At 59.1% G+C, this 17,069-nt stretch carries 13 protein-coding genes, 6 tRNA genes and 1 pseudogene; 8 read left to right on the top strand and 12 right to left on the bottom strand.

All coding sequences use genetic code 11. From position 1 onward, the window contains the following. The first annotated feature begins 157 nt into the window (after window positions 1–157). Window positions 158–2,605, top strand: a complete 2,448-nt coding sequence (locus ACZZ0A_RS17650; RefSeq protein WP_463543522.1) for an acyl-CoA dehydrogenase — start codon at window positions 158–160, stop codon at window positions 2,603–2,605. A gap of 74 nt (window positions 2,606–2,679) precedes the next feature. Continuing rightward, window positions 2,680–3,087 (top strand): PA2817 family protein, encoded by a 408-nt coding sequence (locus tag ACZZ0A_RS17655; RefSeq protein WP_007908190.1) that lies wholly within the window; start codon window positions 2,680–2,682, stop codon window positions 3,085–3,087. A 132-nt stretch (window positions 3,088–3,219) separates the two neighbouring features. On the opposite strand, the gene ACZZ0A_RS17660 is transcribed toward ACZZ0A_RS17655, so the two are convergent. Then, the gene (locus ACZZ0A_RS17660) at window positions 3,220–4,218 is read right to left on the bottom strand and encodes a LysR family transcriptional regulator (RefSeq protein WP_134178203.1); all 999 of its coding nucleotides are present in this window, start codon (window positions 4,216–4,218) and stop codon (window positions 3,220–3,222) included. A gap of 90 nt (window positions 4,219–4,308) precedes the next feature. On the opposite strand from ACZZ0A_RS17660, the gene ACZZ0A_RS17665 reads away from it, so the two are divergent. The 3 genes from ACZZ0A_RS17665 (at window position 4,309) to ACZZ0A_RS17675 (ending at window position 6,434) form a co-directional block, all read left to right on the top strand. Next, window positions 4,309–4,935 carry an alanyl-tRNA editing protein gene (locus tag ACZZ0A_RS17665; protein WP_007908185.1) on the top strand — a complete coding sequence of 209 codons (627 nt, stop codon included), beginning with the start codon at window positions 4,309–4,311 and terminating at the stop codon, window positions 4,933–4,935. 88 nt (window positions 4,936–5,023) lie between these two features. Continuing rightward, window positions 5,024–5,794 (top strand): 2OG-Fe(II) oxygenase, encoded by a 771-nt coding sequence (locus ACZZ0A_RS17670; protein ID WP_007908184.1) that lies wholly within the window; start codon window positions 5,024–5,026, stop codon window positions 5,792–5,794. A gap of 1 nt (window position 5,795) precedes the next feature. Continuing rightward, entirely contained in the window at window positions 5,796–6,434 is a 639-nt protein-coding gene (locus tag ACZZ0A_RS17675; RefSeq protein ID WP_095112868.1) for a LysE family translocator, read from the top strand. 123 nt (window positions 6,435–6,557) lie between these two features. Here ACZZ0A_RS17675 and ACZZ0A_RS17680 read toward each other — a convergent pair. The 6 genes from ACZZ0A_RS17680 to ACZZ0A_RS17705 all read right to left on the bottom strand — a co-directional run bounded on the left by ACZZ0A_RS17680 (window position 6,558) and on the right by ACZZ0A_RS17705 (window position 7,181). Further along, window positions 6,558–6,633 (bottom strand) — tRNA-Gly (locus ACZZ0A_RS17680). Window positions 6,634–6,635: 2 nt separating this feature from the next. Further along, window positions 6,636–6,711: transfer RNA gene (locus ACZZ0A_RS17685), tRNA-Glu, on the bottom strand. Between the two features lie 57 nt (window positions 6,712–6,768). Continuing rightward, window positions 6,769–6,844 (bottom strand) — tRNA-Gly (locus ACZZ0A_RS17690). A 3-nt stretch (window positions 6,845–6,847) separates the two neighbouring features. Next, window positions 6,848–6,923 (bottom strand) — tRNA-Glu (locus tag ACZZ0A_RS17695). A 104-nt stretch (window positions 6,924–7,027) separates the two neighbouring features. Continuing rightward, window positions 7,028–7,103: transfer RNA gene (locus tag ACZZ0A_RS17700), tRNA-Gly, on the bottom strand. A 2-nt stretch (window positions 7,104–7,105) separates the two neighbouring features. Next, a tRNA-Glu gene (locus tag ACZZ0A_RS17705) sits at window positions 7,106–7,181 on the bottom strand. 384 nt (window positions 7,182–7,565) lie between these two features. Between ACZZ0A_RS17705 and ACZZ0A_RS17710 the strand changes: the two genes are divergently transcribed. After that, window positions 7,566–8,324, top strand: coding sequence for a hypothetical protein (locus tag ACZZ0A_RS17710; protein ID WP_042705064.1), 759 nt, complete (start codon window positions 7,566–7,568; stop codon window positions 8,322–8,324). A gap of 2,213 nt (window positions 8,325–10,537) precedes the next feature. Here the strand turns inward: ACZZ0A_RS17710 and ACZZ0A_RS17715 are convergent. From ACZZ0A_RS17715 to ACZZ0A_RS17730, 4 genes and pseudogenes are all read right to left on the bottom strand, one after another. Next, window positions 10,538–11,419: a methyl-accepting chemotaxis protein gene (locus ACZZ0A_RS17715; protein WP_414916883.1), complete on the bottom strand. Its 882-nt coding sequence runs from the start codon at window positions 11,417–11,419 to the stop codon at window positions 10,538–10,540. Beyond that, window positions 11,399–12,682: pseudogene (locus ACZZ0A_RS17720) on the bottom strand (HAMP domain-containing protein); the annotation flags it as partial. The gene ACZZ0A_RS17715 and the pseudogene ACZZ0A_RS17720, both read right to left, overlap by 21 nt. After that, window positions 12,615–14,015 (bottom strand): aminotransferase-like domain-containing protein, encoded by a 1,401-nt coding sequence (locus ACZZ0A_RS17725; protein WP_123376405.1) that lies wholly within the window; start codon window positions 14,013–14,015, stop codon window positions 12,615–12,617. The pseudogene ACZZ0A_RS17720 and the gene ACZZ0A_RS17725, both read right to left, overlap by 68 nt. 191 nt (window positions 14,016–14,206) lie before the next feature. Then, on the bottom strand, window positions 14,207–14,968 hold the full coding sequence (locus ACZZ0A_RS17730) for an SDR family oxidoreductase (protein ID WP_007917441.1): 762 nt from the start codon (window positions 14,966–14,968) through the stop codon (window positions 14,207–14,209). Between the two features lie 103 nt (window positions 14,969–15,071). On the opposite strand from ACZZ0A_RS17730, the gene ACZZ0A_RS17735 reads away from it, so the two are divergent. Both ACZZ0A_RS17735 and ACZZ0A_RS17740 read left to right on the top strand, forming a co-directional pair. Beyond that, complete coding sequence (locus ACZZ0A_RS17735) at window positions 15,072–15,209, top strand: hypothetical protein (protein ID WP_157279740.1); 138 nt, start codon at window positions 15,072–15,074, stop codon at window positions 15,207–15,209. Further along, the gene (locus tag ACZZ0A_RS17740; protein ID WP_277758849.1) at window positions 15,206–16,210 is read left to right on the top strand and encodes an NADP-dependent oxidoreductase; all 1,005 of its coding nucleotides are present in this window, start codon (window positions 15,206–15,208) and stop codon (window positions 16,208–16,210) included. The genes ACZZ0A_RS17735 and ACZZ0A_RS17740 overlap by 4 nt, the downstream gene beginning before the upstream one ends. A gap of 125 nt (window positions 16,211–16,335) precedes the next feature. On the opposite strand, the gene pyrF is transcribed toward ACZZ0A_RS17740, so the two are convergent. Continuing rightward, entirely contained in the window at window positions 16,336–17,034 is a 699-nt protein-coding gene (gene pyrF, locus ACZZ0A_RS17745) for an orotidine-5'-phosphate decarboxylase (protein ID WP_161986598.1), read from the bottom strand. Window positions 17,035–17,069: the final 35 nt, after the last annotated feature.

The raw sequence follows: 17,069 nt of genomic DNA on the forward strand, positions 1-17,069 counted from the left end.
GATCAGCGAACGATTTCCCACAGGTGTTGCCCACCGAACCTACGAACACCATCCGGGGTTTCCCACGATTTCAATCACCTTGGTCTGACCACCCGCTTTTACAGATGCCGTCTAAGCTCTGGAGGGTCGATTTGCCTTGGTTCACGGAGGACTGAATATGCTGTTGTTGTGGATACTGGTTTTGATCGTTGGCGTGGCGTATCTCGCCCACCGGCGTATTTCCCCTCTGCCTGCGTTGGGCATCGTTGCCGTCTACCTGCTGGCGATGGGCATTTTCAGTCATGCGCCGGGCTGGTTATTGGCGGTGTTGTGGATCTTGCTGGCGGTGGTCGCCGCACCGCTGCTGCTGCCTGACCTGCGCCGCAAACATTTCACTGCGCCGCTGTTCAGCTGGTTCCAGAAAACCCTGCCGCCGATGTCGCAGACCGAACGCGACGCGATCGACGCCGGCACCGTGTGGTGGGACGGCGAGCTGTTCAGCGGCCGCCCGGACTGGGACAAGCTGCTGGCCTATCCCAAGGCGCAATTGAGCGAAGAAGAACAGGCGTTCATCGACGGCCCGACCGAAGAGCTTTGCGCGATGGTCACTGACTGGCAGATCGGCCAGTCGATGGACCTACCGGCCGAAGCCTGGACGCACATCAAGGAACACGGCTTTTTTGCCCTGATCATTCCGAAAGAATTCGGCGGCAAAGGCTTCTCTGCATACGCGCACTCGCAAGTGGCGATGAAACTGGCCACCCGCAGCGGTGACCTCGCCTCCACTGTCATGGTGCCGAACTCACTCGGCCCGGCCGAACTGCTGCTGCATTACGGCACCGACGAACAACGCAATCACTACCTGCCGCGTCTGGCCCGGGGCGATGACATTCCGTGCTTTGCCCTCACCGGCCCGCTCGCGGGTTCCGATGCCGGCGCGATGCCCGACACCGGGATCATCTGCAAAGGTCAGTGGGAAGGTCAGGAAGTCATCGGCCTGCGCCTGAACTGGGAAAAGCGTTACATCACTCTTGGCCCCGTGGCCACCCTGCTCGGCCTGGCTTTCAAGGCCTATGACCCGGAACATCTGCTGGGCGACAAGGAAGACCTTGGCATCAGCCTGGCACTGATCCCGACCGACACCGCCGGCGTGGAAATCGGTCGTCGTCACCTGCCGCTGGGCGCGGCGTTCATGAACGGCCCGAACTCCGGCAAGGACGTGTTTATCCCGCTGGACTTCCTGATCGGCGGTCAGGAAATGCTCGGCAAGGGCTGGATGATGCTAATGAACTGCCTGTCGGTCGGCCGTTCGATCTCGTTGCCGGCCGTCGGGACCGGCGCGGCCAAATTCACCAGTCTGGTCACGGGTCAGTACGCGCAGATTCGCGAGCAGTTCAACGTGCCGCTGTCGGCGTTCGAGGGCATTCAGGAGGCCATGGCGCGCATCGGCGGCAACGCGTGGATGATGGACGCGGCACGCATGCTCACCGCCAACGCGGTGGACCTGGGCGAAAAACCTTCGGTGCTGTCGGCGATCCTCAAGTACCACCTCACCGAACGCGGCCGCGAGTGCATCAGCCATGCGATGGATGTGCACGGCGGCAAGGCGATCATCATGGGGCCGAACAACTACCTCGGGCGCAGCTGGAACGGTGCGCCGATCTTCATCACCGTGGAGGGCGCAAACATCCTTTCGCGCAACCTGATGATCTTCGGTCAGGGCGCGATTCGCTGCCATCCGTTTGTACTGAAGGAGATGGCTCTGGCCGGCCGCGAAGACAAGGATCAGGCGTTGAAAGAGTTCGATGGCCTGCTGCTCAAACACATCGGTTTCGCCGTAAGCAACGCGGCCAGCACGCTGGTGCTGAACCTCGGTTTCGGCCACTTCGAACATGCGCCGGGCGACAAGATCAGTCAGGGTTACTTCCGCGCACTCAATCGCCAGGCAGCGGCATTTGCCATGCTCGCCGACTTCAGCATGATGCTGCTCGGCGGCGAACTGAAGCGTCGTGAGCGTCTGTCGGCACGTTTGGGTGATGTATTGAGCAACTTGTATCTGGCCTCGGCTGCGCTTAAGCGTTACCACGATCTGGATTCGCCGGCTTACATGGAACCGCTGTTCCGTTGGGCGATGGAAGAAAGCCTCGGCCAATCGGAACGGGCGCTGGATGAATTGCTGCGCAACTTCCCGAACAAAGTGTTCGGTTGTCTGTTGCGAGTCATCGTGTTTCCGTTCGGTCGTCGTCACAAAGGCCCGTCGGACAAACTCGGTGCCGAAGTGGCTGGGGTCATTGGTCGCGCCAAGGGCGATCCGGCGCTGGAAGAACTGCTTGCCGGTTGCTATCGCCCACAGTCGGCAGACGATGCCGTCGGCGCGCTGCAACACGCCAGCGATCTGCTCAATGCTGCGCAGCCGTTGCACAAAAAACTGCACACCTCGCTGAAAAGCGGTCAGGTCAAACCGGTCGCAGGTGAACACACCATCGATGCCGCGCTTGAAGCTGGAGTATTGCAACCAGTGGAAGCGCAGAGTCTGCGCGATGCCGAAGCGGCGCGACGCAAGGTGATCGACGTCGATGATTTCGACAAAGAGGAGCTGGCGCTGGCAGAGGGCAAAGTCCGCTGATCCTGACAAGCATGTCCAACAGGGCGCAGGAGCTTTATACTCCCGCGCCCGTTTTGCTCTTGAGGACTTATCTCGTGTCCAACGTCGTTGCCGATCATCTTGTTTTGCTCGACCACCTGCGCAGTATCCTGGTCGCCGTAGGTGAGGCCGAACAGGTTCCCGAAGAAAGCCATGCCCTGTTCCTGGAGCGTTTCGACGAACTGCTGGCATCGCTGCCGATCGATCCGATCGAAAGCCAGTACCTGGGCCAGGACATCCTGACTCAAGTGATTACCCGTTACCCGCAAATCGCCCACCTGATCCCGCGCGATCTGCTGTGGTTCTTCGCTGGTGACTGCCTGCACTACCTGGCCGATGAAGAGATCGACATGTATCAGGCACTGGAAGAACGCCGTTACGAAGCCGAACAGAACGATGAACCGTTCGACTGGAACCAGGAAAAACAGCTGCTGGCGATGTCCGCTCAGGACAGCAAGCACTGATTTAACTGTTTGGTTGAAGGTCAAAAGATCGCCGCCTTCGGCAGCTCCTACATTGACTGTGTACGCCCGTCATAACGGATACACGCAATCCTCTGTAGGCGCTGCCGCAGGCTGCGATCTTTTGTTTTTGCGTTACAACAACCCTTCGCTTTCGGGCAATTCATAGGCCATCGCGGCGTTGCTCTCCCCCACTGATTTGCCCGGCTTGCTCAAGGTCGGTTCTTTCTGCAGGCATTCCACCAGATAGTCGATAAACACCCGCAATTTGGGTGGTAGATAACGCGTCGGCGAGTGCAGCAACCACAATCCGCCGTGATAGGACGCAAGGAAGGTCCAATCCGGCAGCACCTGGACCACCAACTTTTGCTCCAGCGCATAGCGGGCAGTGAAATATGGCAGGCTACCAATGCCGATGTGTTGCAACACCGCGCCCAATCGAACGCCGGTGTGATTGGCGGCATAGCGACCGCGCACACCCACCGTTACCGCTTTGCTGCCTTTCTTGAATTTCCAGCGCGCATCGCTCGGGGTTTCGCCCAGATAGATACAACTGTGATTGAGCAAATCATGCGGGTGAGTCGGTGTGCCGTGCTCGGCCAGGTATTGCGGCGTGGCACAGAGCAAGTGGTCAATGGTCAGCAATTGCCGCCCGACCAGCCCGGCCGGTGGTCGATCGGTGATGCGAATCGCCAGATCGACATGGTCGTCGATCAAATCGACCTGGCGATCCTCCAGCAACAGCTCGACATCGACCTTGGGATAACGCCGCAGAAACTCGGGCATGTGCGGATGAATCACAAAGCGCCCTACCGCTTTCGGTACGCTGACCCGCACCAGTCCTTCCGCTTCATGGGTGAACTGGCCACTGATCTCCATGACCGATTTGGCTGCGCTGACCATTTCCTGACAGCGCTTGAATACCTCCTCGCCGCCATCACTCAAACGCAGTTTGCGCGTGGTGCGCTGCAGCAATCGTGTGGCCAAGGCTTTTTCCAGGCGCGAGATACTGCGGCTCACCGCTGACGGCGATGACCCCAGCTGCCGAGCGGCCTCAGAGAAGCTGCCGGTCTCCACGACTTTGACGAAAATCGCCATTTCACCGAGCAGCGGTAGCGGCAGATTGATGCTCACAGCGCACAAGTCCTTTGATGTTTGAACGGATTATCACGTTATTGCACGATTCATATAATAAAAAAAGAAACTTTAATAAGGGCATGGAATATGACGCTTCGCCTCTTTTTCCATAGTGATGACCTCAAGGCCAATGTGGAAGTCCTCGACTGCACGCCCCAAGAGCACGAATTCGCCGTGGTATTACGCGCCACGCTGTTTCACCCGCAGGGCGGCGGCCAGCCCTGTGATACCGGCTGGATCGGTGAAAGCCAGGTGCTGCGCGTGGTACAGGAGCCGGACCGGATCATCCATTTTGTCGATCGCCCGGTGGCGCTCGGCATGACCTGTATCCGCATCGACGAACAGCGCCGAAACTTCAATACACGCATGCATTCAGCCGGCCACTTGATCGGGCATTTCGTTCAGGCGTTGGGCTGGATGCCGATCAAGGCACACCACTGGCCGGACGAAGGTCGAGTGCAATTCAAACCCGGCGATGGTGCGCAGGAAGTCGATGCAGAGACCGTTCAACACGGAATCGCCCAGTGGATCGAGCACGATCTGCCGCGCCTGACCTCGCTGCGCGAAGGTGCGCGAGAAATCGGTTTCGGTGAACTGCCCGCCTATGGCTGTGGCGGCACCCATGTACGTAGCCTGAAGGATCTGGGCACTGTCACGATCGCGTCCCTTTCGCAGAAGAAAGGCACGTTGTCCGTCCACTACAGCGTGGATTGAGCATTTCGGACGCGGCCTCACGCAACGTCCGACGCCGGGGAACCGCATTCGCAGGTTCCGTTGACTATCGATAGATGGACCTAAAAAAATGATGCTAGACGTCGAGCGTCTCGATGAGACGTGCATAAAAAAACTGGCCAACGAAGAAGTCCTCGCCATCCGCGTCAAAGGCTTTTTGCCTGAGCCGCTGGCCATTCAGATTGGCGACAAGATTCTCGCTCCAGGCTTTGAGGGTTACATCAACGCACCGAGTATCGGCCGCATCGGCATGGCCTTTTATGAGGCGGAAAATCAACCGTTGCTGATTGAGGACTACTTCGAACGCGCCACCAGCAACATCGCCGAACTGCGCAATCGCTGCGCGCCCTACTCTTCACCGATCGACACCTTGCGCTGCATGCTCGACGAATCCTGGCCAGCCGGCGCGCACCTGGAAAACCTTTACGGCCGGAAAATGTATGTTGGCCTATCGCGAGTGGTGAAACCGGGGGTGTGCTTCCTCGCCCACCACGACATCTTCGCCAAGGACGCCCCGGACAGCTTCCAGGCCCGCAGCCTTGAGGCGCAGTTTGCCTGCAACGTCTACCTGAACATGCCGACCGAAGGCGGCGCGTTGCAGATGTGGGACGACGACATCAGCCCCGATCAATTCGACGAAATGCGGGGTGACAGCTATGGCATCGAACCGGCGCTGCTCGGCCCGCCGGCCCTCGAAGTGAGACCGCAACCCGGCGATTTCATCATGTTCAATTCGCGTCGCATGCACTCGGTGACCCCGGGCGTGGCAGACCCGCGCTTGAGTCTTTCCTTTTTTGTCGGCTATCGCGGCAATGCTTCACCCCTGACCTACTGGAGCTGAGATGTATTCGAATTATCTGGGCGAGTTTTTGGCGCTGGCTACCATTCACTTTCTGGCCGTGGTTGCTCCCGGCCCGGACTTCGCAGTCACTATTCGCCAGAGCGTACGCTTCGGCCGACTGGTGGGAATCTGTACGGCGCTGGGGATCGGCGCGGGGATTTCCGTGCACGTGCTGTACACGCTGCTGGGAGTCGGGGCGCTGATGCACACCACACCGTGGTTGCTGACCGTGGCCAAAGTGATTGGCGGGGCTTATATCCTGTATCTGGGTGTCAGCCTGTTGCGCAGCAAACCGAAATCGTCCCTTGAAGGTGAAAAGACCAGCGAGGAGCCGGTGGTTGAACAGACGTTGTTCAAGGCCTTCAGCACCGGTTTTCTGACCAATGCGACCAACCCCAAGGCCACGCTGTTTTTCCTGGCCATCTTCACCACGATCATCAGCGCCAGCACGCCCCTGCAGATCCAGGCCTTTTACGGGCTGTGGATGTGCTTTGTGAATGCGCTGTGGTTTGTTGTGGTCGCGCTGTTTTTCTCAAGCAATCGGGTTCGCTTGCTGTTCATGCGCATGGGCCATTGGTTTGAACGCACGATGGGCGTGGTGCTGATTCTGTTTGCCGGTCGCCTGATGCTGTCCTGGTAAGCCGACGCATAACGCAAAAGGCCCGCCGAATCGCTTCGGCGGGCCTTTTTCATGACTGATGACTCAACTACAAATCGTGCGCATACAAAAACGCCGCTCAGTTGAGCGGCGTTTTTGTGAATATGGAGCGGGAAACGAGACTCGAACTCGCGACCCCGACCTTGGCAAGGTCGTGCTCTACCAACTGAGCTATTCCCGCAATGGCGTCCCCTAGGGGACTCGAACCCCTGTTACCGCCGTGAAAGGGCGGTGTCCTAGGCCACTAGACGAAGGGGACACAGGCTACAACTTTCACTAATAAAAACGCCGCTCACTGAGCGGCGTCTTTAGAATTTGGAGCGGGAAACGAGACTCGAACTCGCGACCCCGACCTTGGCAAGGTCGTGCTCTACCAACTGAGCTATTCCCGCAAATGGCGTCCCCTAGGGGACTCGAACCCCTGTTACCGCCGTGAAAGGGCGGTGTCCTAGGCCACTAGACGAAGGGGACACGCTACCCGGAACACATGGTGTGTGTTTCGGTGTCCAGATCCTTGTCCGAAGACTTGGTTCTGGTTTCACTCAGCACCGCCCGAAAGCACTGCTGTTTAAAATTGGAGCGGGAAACGAGACTCGAACTCGCGACCCCGACCTTGGCAAGGTCGTGCTCTACCAACTGAGCTATTCCCGCATTGGCGTCCCCTAGGGGACTCGAACCCCTGTTACCGCCGTGAAAGGGCGGTGTCCTAGGCCACTAGACGAAGGGGACACGCTACAACATTCACTCCCTGCCGCGCTTCGCTGTGTGCTTTACGCTGCAAGTGGCGCGCATTCTATGGATGGATTGAGAGGTCGTCAACCCCTTGATATAAATTTATTTAAATCAATGACTTCGACCTGCTTTACGGCGGCAACCGGGCTTTTCCGTCGCCCGACGATTGACGCCTATATTCCGCCACTCGCCAAGACGTTATAGTCCACCGGACAGTGATGGCAATCTGCACATGCATCGCCAGCATTCATATAAGCAGCGTGCGGCCGATACAGATTGAACCTGCCGATCCAACTCGTCGAGCGGCGCTAGGCGGCTAAATGCCCAGCCACTACACTCGCATGCGAACCCTATAAAGAGGTCTTACCGGTGACACCACTCATGATCACCCTGCTAGTCATAGCCGGGATCGCAATTCTGATCGCCATTGGCTACATGAACCATGTGGTGGAAAACAACAAACTGGAGAAAGCCCGTACCAAGGTCGAACTGAACGACCGCCTGCGCCGTTGCGGCGAACTGACCGAGACCTTTCCGGGCCAGTTCATGACCCCGGCCCTCAAGCTGCTGCTGACCCGCCTGGAGCTGAATGTCTGCCAGCGCCTGCTGAACCTGGAAAAAACCAGCGCCACCACCAAAGCGCGCATCACCGAACTGAGCGCATTGGTCGCCCAAGGCGAATCGATCCCGGTCAACAACCCTCCGGCGCCGATCCTGACCGAAGCCAAAGCCAAAGACGTGCGCTTCCTGCTCGAAGCCCTCCACGGCCAGATCACCCGCGCCGCCCACGACGGCTTCCTGCCACCGAACGAAGCTAAACACTGGATCCGCGAGGTCCGCCACATACTGGTGCTGCTGCACATCGAATTCTTCAACAACCTCGGCCAACAGTCCCTGCAACAAAACCAGCCCGGCCAGGCCCGCCTCGCCTTCGAACGCGGCGTGCAATACTTGCGCAAACAGCAGGATCCGCAAGTGTATGCAGAACAACTGCAATATCTGGAAAAACTGCTGGCCCGCGCCAACGCCCAGGTCATGGACAAAATTGCACCGGTTGAAGGTGAGGAGAACCAACTGACCGCCGGCCTAAAAGATGTAGAGGCCGATGCCGACTGGAAAAAGAAAGTGATTTACGACTGATTGCAGATGTTGAAAGAGAAGCCACCGAGAGGTGGCTTTTTTTGTGGGCTCGCGGGAGTGAATCCGAAAGAAAACCGGTGAATGTGAGAACGCTTTCGCGAGCTGGCTCGCTCCCACAGTTTGAACTGCGTGCATTCAGACAGAGATTGGTCGGCTGTCAGGCCGCCATCGCTGGCAAGCCAGCTCCCACAGGATTTAAGTACATCCGGCAGAGATGAGTTGGCTGCCAGACCGCGATCGCGAGCAGGCTCACTCCTACAATGGGATTGAGTACATCTGACAGAGATTGGCCGGCTGTCAGGCCGCCATCGCTGGCAAGCCAGCTCCCACAGGGTTTGAGTACATCCGGCAGAAATGGGTTGGCTGCCAGACCGCGATCGCGAGCAGGCTCACTCCTACAGTTTGAACTGCGTGCATTCAGACAGAGATTGGTCGGCTGTCAGGCCGCCATCGCTGGCAAGCCAGCTCCCACAGGGTTTGAGTACATCCGGCAGAGATGAGTTGGCTGCAAGACCGCGATCGCGAGCAGGCTCACTCCTACAAGGGGATTGAGTACATCTGACAGAGATTGGCCGGCTGTCAGGCCGCCATCGCTGGCAAGCCAGCTCCCACAGGGTTTGAGTACATCCGGCAGAGATGAGTTGGCTGCCAGACCGCGATCGCGAGCAGGCTCACTCCTACAGTTTGAACTGCGTGCATTCAGACAGAGATTGGTCGGCTGTCAGGCCGCCATCGCTGGCAAGCCAGCTCCCACAGGGTTTGAGTACATCCGGCAGAAATGGGTTGGCTGCCAGACCGCGATCGCGAGCAGGCTCACTCCTACAATGGGATTGAGTTCATCTGACAGAGATTGGCCGGCTGTCAGGCCGCCATCGCTGGCAAGCCAGCTCCCACAGGGTTTGAGTACATCCGGCAGAAATGGGTTGGCTGCCAGACCGCGATCGCGAGCAGGCTCACTCCTACAATGGGATTGAGTACATCTGACAGAGATTGGTCGGCTGTCAGGCCGCCATCGCTGGCAAGCCAGCTCCCACAGGGTTTAAGTACATCCGGCAGAGATGAGTTGGCTGCAAGACCGCGATCGCGAGCAGGCTCACTCCTACAATGGGATTGAGTTCATCTGACAGAGATTGGCCGGCTGTCAGGCCGCCATCGCTGGCAAGCCAGCTCCCACAGGGTTTGGGTACATCCGGCAGAGATGAGTTGGCTGCAAGACCGCGATCGCGAGCAGGCTCACTCCTACAAGGGATTGAGTACATCTGACAGAGATTGGCCGGCTGTCAGGCCGCCATCGCTGGCAAGCCAGCTCCCACAGGATTTAAGTACATCCGGCAGAAATGGGTTGGCTGCCAGACCGCGATCGCGAGCAGGCTCACTCCTACAATGGGATTGAGTACATCTGACAGGGATTGGCCGGCTGTCAGGCCGCCATCGCTGGCAAGCCAGCTCCCACAGGGTTTGAGTACATCCGGCAGAAATGGGTTGGCTGCCAGACCCCGATCGCGAGCAGGCTCACTCCTACAATGGGATTGAGTACATCTGACAGGGATTGGCTCGCTGTCAGGCCGCCATCGCTGGCAAGCCAGCTCCCACAGGGTTTGGGTACATCCGGCAGAGATGAGTTGGCTGCAAGACCGCGATCGCGAGCAGGCTCACTCCTACAGTTTGAACTGCGTGCATTCAGACAGAGATTGGTCGGCTGTCAGGCCGCCATCGCTGGCAAGCCAGCTCCCACAGGGTTTAAGTACATCCGGCAGAAATGGGTTGGCTGCCAGACCGCGATCGCGAGCAGGCTCACTCCTACAGAAAAGCAAAACAGCGCCCACCTCGCACCGCGTCGCTTCTCACCACTCAACAGGATGAGCGTTAGCTCGGCTGCAGCTCTTGATCTTAAAGCCCGTCGGCAGGCTGAGTGGAGGGATTGATCCGGGGGTGGGAGCGCAGCGACCGTTCGACGAAGTCGAACACATCGAGAGGAGGTGCAGCGAAGCAAACCGTAGGCGATGCCCCCGGATCGATCCCGGAACGAAGGAACCCCGAGCCCCAGCGAGCGGGCCGAACGTCAGGGCGCAGACCTTTTGGTTACTTTTGGGGCGTTTGCCAAAAGTGACCCGCCGTAAGGGCGGAACCCTAATCAGCAACACCCGCAACAACGGATATCCCCCAAAAACCCCAAGAGCCTGGTCGGCCCAAAGGCCGCCAAGCCCAAAGCGTCAAAGCCGAAAATGCCCAACCATCCCGCGCAACTCACTCCCCAACTGCGCCAGCTCAACACTCGAAGCCGCATTCCCGCGCATCGCGATCGACGACTGATCCGCACTCGCACGAATACTCGTCACACTGCGATTGATCTCCTCCGCCACCGAACTCTGCTCCTCGGCCGCCGCCGCAATCTGCTGATTCATCTGCTGAATCAACGACACCGCCGCCGCAATACTCCCCAGCGCACTCTCGGTCTGCAAAGCATCACTCACCGCCAGCTTCACCAACTCCCCGCTGCTCTGAATCTGCTGCACCGACGAATGCGCCGCCGAGCGCAATGCACTCACCAGTCGCTCGATTTCCTCGGTCGATTGCTGCGTGCGCCGAGCCAAAGCACGCACCTCATCGGCCACCACCGCAAAGCCCCTGCCCTGCTCCCCGGCCCGCGCCGCCTCGATCGCGGCATTCAACGCCAATAGATTGGTCTGTTCGGCGACACTCTTGATCACCTCCAGCACCGTGCCGATATTCTGGATTTCCGCACTGAGGCTTTCGATGCTGGAACTGGCCGACGTCGCCGAATCAGCCAATTGCTCGATGCGCGCCATGCTCTGGCGCACCACTTGCTGCCCGCTTTCGACCTTGTCATCCGCCGTTTGCGCGGCCACCGCCGCCTCTTCGGCATTGCGTGCAACGTCATGCACAGTGGCGGTCATCTGGTTCATCGCCGTGGCGACCTGCTCGGTTTCTTCCTTCTGGCTGCTGACCTCAAGGTTGGTCTGCTCGGTGACCGCCGACAACGATTGCGCCGAACTGGCCAATTGTTCGATCCCAGCCTGCAAGCCGCTGACAATCGTGCTCAGCCCCGCCCCCATCTGTTGCATCGCCAGCATCAACTGGCCGATCTCGTCACGGCGGGTCACTTGCACGGTCGCACTCAAGTCGCCGGCGGCAATCTGTTGCGCGACCTGAATCACGCTGCGCAATGGCGCGACAATCAGTCGGGTGATCAGCCACGCCGCGAACAAGCCGACCAACAACGCCAGCGCCGATGAACCAATGATCAGCAGCGAATTTTTCTTCAGTTCCGCCTGCATCGCACCGTCTTCAGCGACATACGCCTGGTTGACCCGCTCGACCACTTGGTCGGCACGCTGGTGCAATTGCTCGTAGACGGTTTTTTCCTGCGCGAGCAATCCGGTGTATTCGGCGAGCTTGTCGTTGAAACCGGCGATATGCCCGGAGACTTCGTTGAGCACGGTCAGATAGCCTTCGTCCTTGACCGTGGTTTTCAGTTCTTCGGCCTGGGCCTGGGCCTGTGCGGCCTGTTCGATATTGCCCTTGCCGGCACCGTCGGCATCACCCTTGCGGCTTTGATCCAAACGAATCCGCGCTTCGTTCATCGCTTGCAGCATCAGCCGGGAGACCTGACTGACCTGACTGGCCTGCTCGATGAATTGCGCGCCGTCCTTGCCCTCGGTGTCCTTCAAGGTATATGCACCGTCGTCGGCAAGCCCGGCCTGCAATACGTCGAGGTTGTTGGCCACACTGGACACCGACCAACTGGCCATTTCCAGTGCCAGGTCCTTGGCCTGAGTCAACGACACAAATTCATCGAACGCCTTTCGATAGGCTCCCAGCGACTGCTGCACATCATTCATGACCGGCACATTCGCCGCCGACTGCGTCTTGAGCTGATCAGCCAGAACGACCAGTTCGTCGACGCCCTTACGCAGCGCATCGGCGGTCTTCGGATTGCCTCGCAAAGCGTATTCCTGCTCGAGCAGGCGCACGTTGAGCAGGCCACTGTTGAGCGAGGACATCTGTTTCAGCCCGTCGAAACGCTGACTGATGGTTTGCAGGGACCAGACGCCAATGGCCGCCACCAGCGCAGTCAGGAGCAAAACCAGCACAAACCCGATACCCAGTTTTTTCGCCATACCGAGGTTGGCAAAACGTCCTTGCATGGCCGAAATCATTGCGCGTAGTCCCCTGCCATTGTCAGTAGAGCGAAGAGTCGCAACGGCCATCCACCGACACAAGTCTCTGGCGTCGGAATAATGGCAAAAAGCTACGCCCGCGTCGTTTTCAGAACACTTGAGGTCGATCCGAACCGGTGTGGCGGAAAAACTGCCGAGCGCGTGGATCGCATGCATAGGTAACGTTGATGCGCAGCCAGTCGCCCGACTCACCACTGGGACTGAACGCGTCAGGCGCTGACAGCAGCACGCCGCAGCGTTGAGCATGACGACGCACTCGAACCTGATCGGTCATGCGCGAGCGCGCCCAAATGAAAAGCCCACCCGCAGGTTTGCCGAACACCTCCCAATCAGCGTCCTCCAGCGCCTGCAGCGCGGCGGCGCGATCGGCATTCAAACGTTGACGCTGACGCTGCACCAGTTTGCGGTAAGCGCCACTGACCATCAGACTGGCCAGCACCGCTTCGGAAAACCTCGACACCCCCAAACCACTGATCATCTTGACCTGCGCCAGCCGCCTGACGATTTCGCTGTCGGCGAAGACGAACCCGACCCGCAACGAGCTGCTCAGTGTCTTGGAAAAGCTGCCCACGTAAATGACCCGCCCCTCATGGTCCTGCGCCGCCAGTCGTGTGCCGTTGTCCGTGTGCAAGTCCGCATAGACGTCGTCTTCAATCACGCGCAGATCGTAGGTCTTGCTCAGTTGCAGGATGCGTTGCGCAACGCTCGGCGACAGGCAAGTACCGGTAGGGTTGTGATGATGGCTGTTGATGAACAATGCGCCGGGGCGAAACTGTTGCAGCACAGCCTCGAGCGCTTCGATATCCGGCCCGTTCGGGGTACGACGCACCTCGAGCATGTGCACGCCATGCAGACGCAGCAGATCAAACAGCGGCGCGTAACCGGGCGTTTCGACCACCACGCAGTCTCCTGACTTGAACAAGGTACGCACGATCAGATCCAGCGCATGGCTGGCACCGCAGGTACTCAGCAACTGCGCACTGCGGGCCTCGATATTGAGCAGCTTCAGGCGCTTGACGATCTGCTCGCGCAACGCTGGAAGCCCAAAGGGTGTGCTGTAGTTGAACAGACTGGCCATATCGGTGCGCGCCACCTCGCGCAGCGCATAGCTGAGGTCGTCAGGCTCGCGCCAGCTTTGCGGCAGACCACCAGCACCCAGCTTCAAGCCACCGGCCGTCTCGCACACTGCATCGCACCAAGCATACCGCCCCCCGAACAGCGCCAGTTCATCCTCTGCGCCCAGTGTCGACGGCGAGGCGGCGACGATGAATCCGGTGCCTTGGCAGGTGCTTAGAACGCCCTGCGATACCAGACGCTCACAGGCCTCGACCACACACGACTGGCTGAGCAGATTACCCCGGGCGATTTGCCTCACGGAGGGCAAACGAGTGGCCGGCGGTACGCCATTTTGCAGGATCCACTCGGTCAGTCCGTCAACAATCTGCTGCACGACCGGCACCATTGCCTGTCGATCAATTCTCAATTCCATGAGCAAGCAAACTCCTGTCCGTTTTGCTGGCGGCAGTAAATCACAGCCGCGCCGGACAGGCTGTGCGACAACGCCGCCAAAAGCGACCGTTCTAACCGTTTGATACACATTGTTTAAGGTACTTCACGGAACTGACCGTGACCCACAAAAAAGCCCGCAATGAATGCGGGCTGTTTTTTCTGGCGCTTTATTCAGAAAGCGGTGACGCCGCCATCCACTGCCAGAGAGTGGCCCGTGGTGAAGGCGGCACCGTCGCTGCACAGGTACAACACAGCGCTGGCAATTTCCTCGACCTTGCCGATGCGACCGACCGGGTGCATCGCGTTGGCGAATTCGCCCTTCTTCGGATCAGCCTCATAAGCGCGGCGAAACATGTCGGTATCGATCACCGCCGGACACACAGCGTTGACGCGGATTTTCTTTTTCGCGTACTCAATGGCTGCCGATTTGGTCAAGCCAATCACCGCATGCTTGGACGCCGCGTAGATGCTCATCTTCGGCGCCGCGCCCAGTCCCGCCACCGAGGCGGTATTGACGATCGCCCCGCCGCCCTGCGCCAGCAACAATGGCAGTTGATACTTCATGCACAGCCAGACGCCTTTGACGTTGACGCCCATGATTGCGTCGAACTCATCCATCGAGCCTTCAGCGAGTTTGCCTTTTTCGATTTCGATACCGGCATTATTGAAGGCGTAGTCCAGACGACCGTAGGTATTGATCACCTCGTCCATCAGATTCTTCACTTCGCTTTCGACGGTCACGTTGCAACGCACGAAGGTCGCTTCGCCGCCAGCGGTACGAATCAGCGCAACGGTGCCCTCGCCCCCTGCCGCGTCCAGGTCGGCGACCACCACTTTCAGGCCTTCGGCAGCGAACGCCTGCGCGGTTGCACGGCCGATGCCGTTGGCGGCGCCGGTGACTACGGCAACCTGACCGGAAAACGTCATGCTCATTGTTATGTCCTCGAAGGGATGGATGCAGGGGATGTGTGGAATGGCAGCATAGCCATTGAGGTCTGCCGAGCGTCAGCACTATCCAATGGCTGTTTATGTGCCCATGCGTTGCAGTGATAAAACCAACCCGGTGATCATCACTGCACTGGATCGGCGTGCATTCGCCGCATCAGCCAACCTTGCGCCAATGCCGGCGAAGGTCTATCAACAAAGCTTCATTCCGTTCGAGTGCCTGTCATGACCAACCAGACCAATCGCCAGTTCCTGCTCGCCAAACGCCCGGTGGGCGCGGCAACCCGCGAGACCTTCACCTATCAGGAAGTCCCGGTGGGTGAACCGGCGGCGGGGCAGATTCTGGTCAAGAACGAATACCTGTCCCTCGACCCGGCCATGCGTGGCTGGATGAACGAAGGCAAGTCCTACATCCCGCCGGTCGGTATCGGCGAAGTCATGCGCGCGTTGGGTGTAGGCAAAGTCGTTGCTTCGAACAATCCGGGATTCGCCGTCGGGGACTACGTCAACGGCGCCATTGGCGTGCAGGATTATTTCCTCGGTGAGCCAAGAGGTTTCTACAAAGTCGATCCGAAACTGGCACCGCTGCCGGTGTATCTGTCGGCACTGGGCATGACTGGCATGACCGCCTATTTCGCCCTGCTGGATGTCGGTGCACCGAAGGCCGGCGACACCGTTGTGCTGTCCGGTGCGGCGGGCGCAGTGGGCAGCATTGCCGGGCAGATCGCCAAGATCAAAGGTTGCCGAGTGGTTGGCATTGCCGGCGGTGCCGACAAGTGCAAATTCCTCATTGATGAACTGGGCTTCGACGGCGCCATCGACTACAAGTCCGAAGACGTTGTAGCCGGGCTTAAACGCGAATGCCCGAAAGGCGTCGACGTCTATTTCGACAACGTTGGCGGCGACATCCTCGATGCGGTGTTGAGTCGGCTTAACATGAAAGCGCGCGTGGTGATCTGCGGCGCGATCAGCCAGTACAACAACAAGGAAGCGGTCAAAGGCCCGGCCAACTACCTGTCGCTGCTGGTCAATCGCGCGCGGATGGAAGGTTTTGTGGTGATGGACTATGCCGCGCAATACGCCAGCGCCGCGCAGGAAATGGCCGGCTGGATGGCCAAGGGGCAGCTCAAGAGCAAGGAAGATATCGTCGAAGGCCTGGAGACGTTCCCGGAGACGCTGATGAAATTGTTCAGCGGCGAGAACTTCGGCAAGTTGGTGTTGAAGGTTTAAGCCCACCACAAAACAAAGGTAGGAGTGAGCCTGCTCGCGATAGCGGTGTGTCAGTCAACATTAACGTTGTTTGACACACCGCTATCGCGAGCAGGCTAACTCCTACAGGGTTTCGCGGTGCCTGATCAGGCGATTTCGGCTACAACCGAAGCCAACGCCTTGGCCGGATCCGCCGCCTGGCTGATCGGACGGCCAATCACCAGATAATCGGAACCGGCATCCAGCGCCTGACGCGGGGTCAGAATGCGGCGCTGATCGTCCTGCGCGCTGCCCGCCGGACGAATCCCCGGGGTCACCAGTTGCAGCGACGGATGCGCGGTTTTCAGTGCCGTGGCTTCCAGCGCCGAGCACACCAGACCGTCCATGCCAGCCTTCTCGGCCAGTGCAGCCAGACGCAGCACTTGTTCCTGCGGTTCGATATCCAGACCGATACCGGCCAGGTCTTCACGCTCCATGCTGGTCAGCACGGTCACGCCGATCAGCAACGGCTGCGGGCCGCTGCGCTTGTCCAGCTCTTCACGGCAAGCGGCCATCATGCGCATACCACCGGAGCAATGCACGTTGACCATCCACACGCCCATCTCGGCGGCGGCTTTCACGGCCATCGCGGTGGTGTTGGGAATGTCATGGAATTTCAGGTCGAGGAATACTTCAAAACCCTTGTCACGCAGGGTGCCGACAATTTCGGCGGCGCAACTGGTGAACAGTTCCTTGCCCACTTTGACCCGGCACAGTTTCGGGTCCAACTGGTCGGCCAGCTTCAGTGCGGCGTCACGGGTAGGGAAATCCAGGGCGACGATGATAGGAGTCTGGCAGGCGGACATGAATGGGCTCTCAGGCAGGTCGAAATCGGCGCGCA

The organism is Pseudomonas sp. AC242 (genome assembly GCF_979258655.1).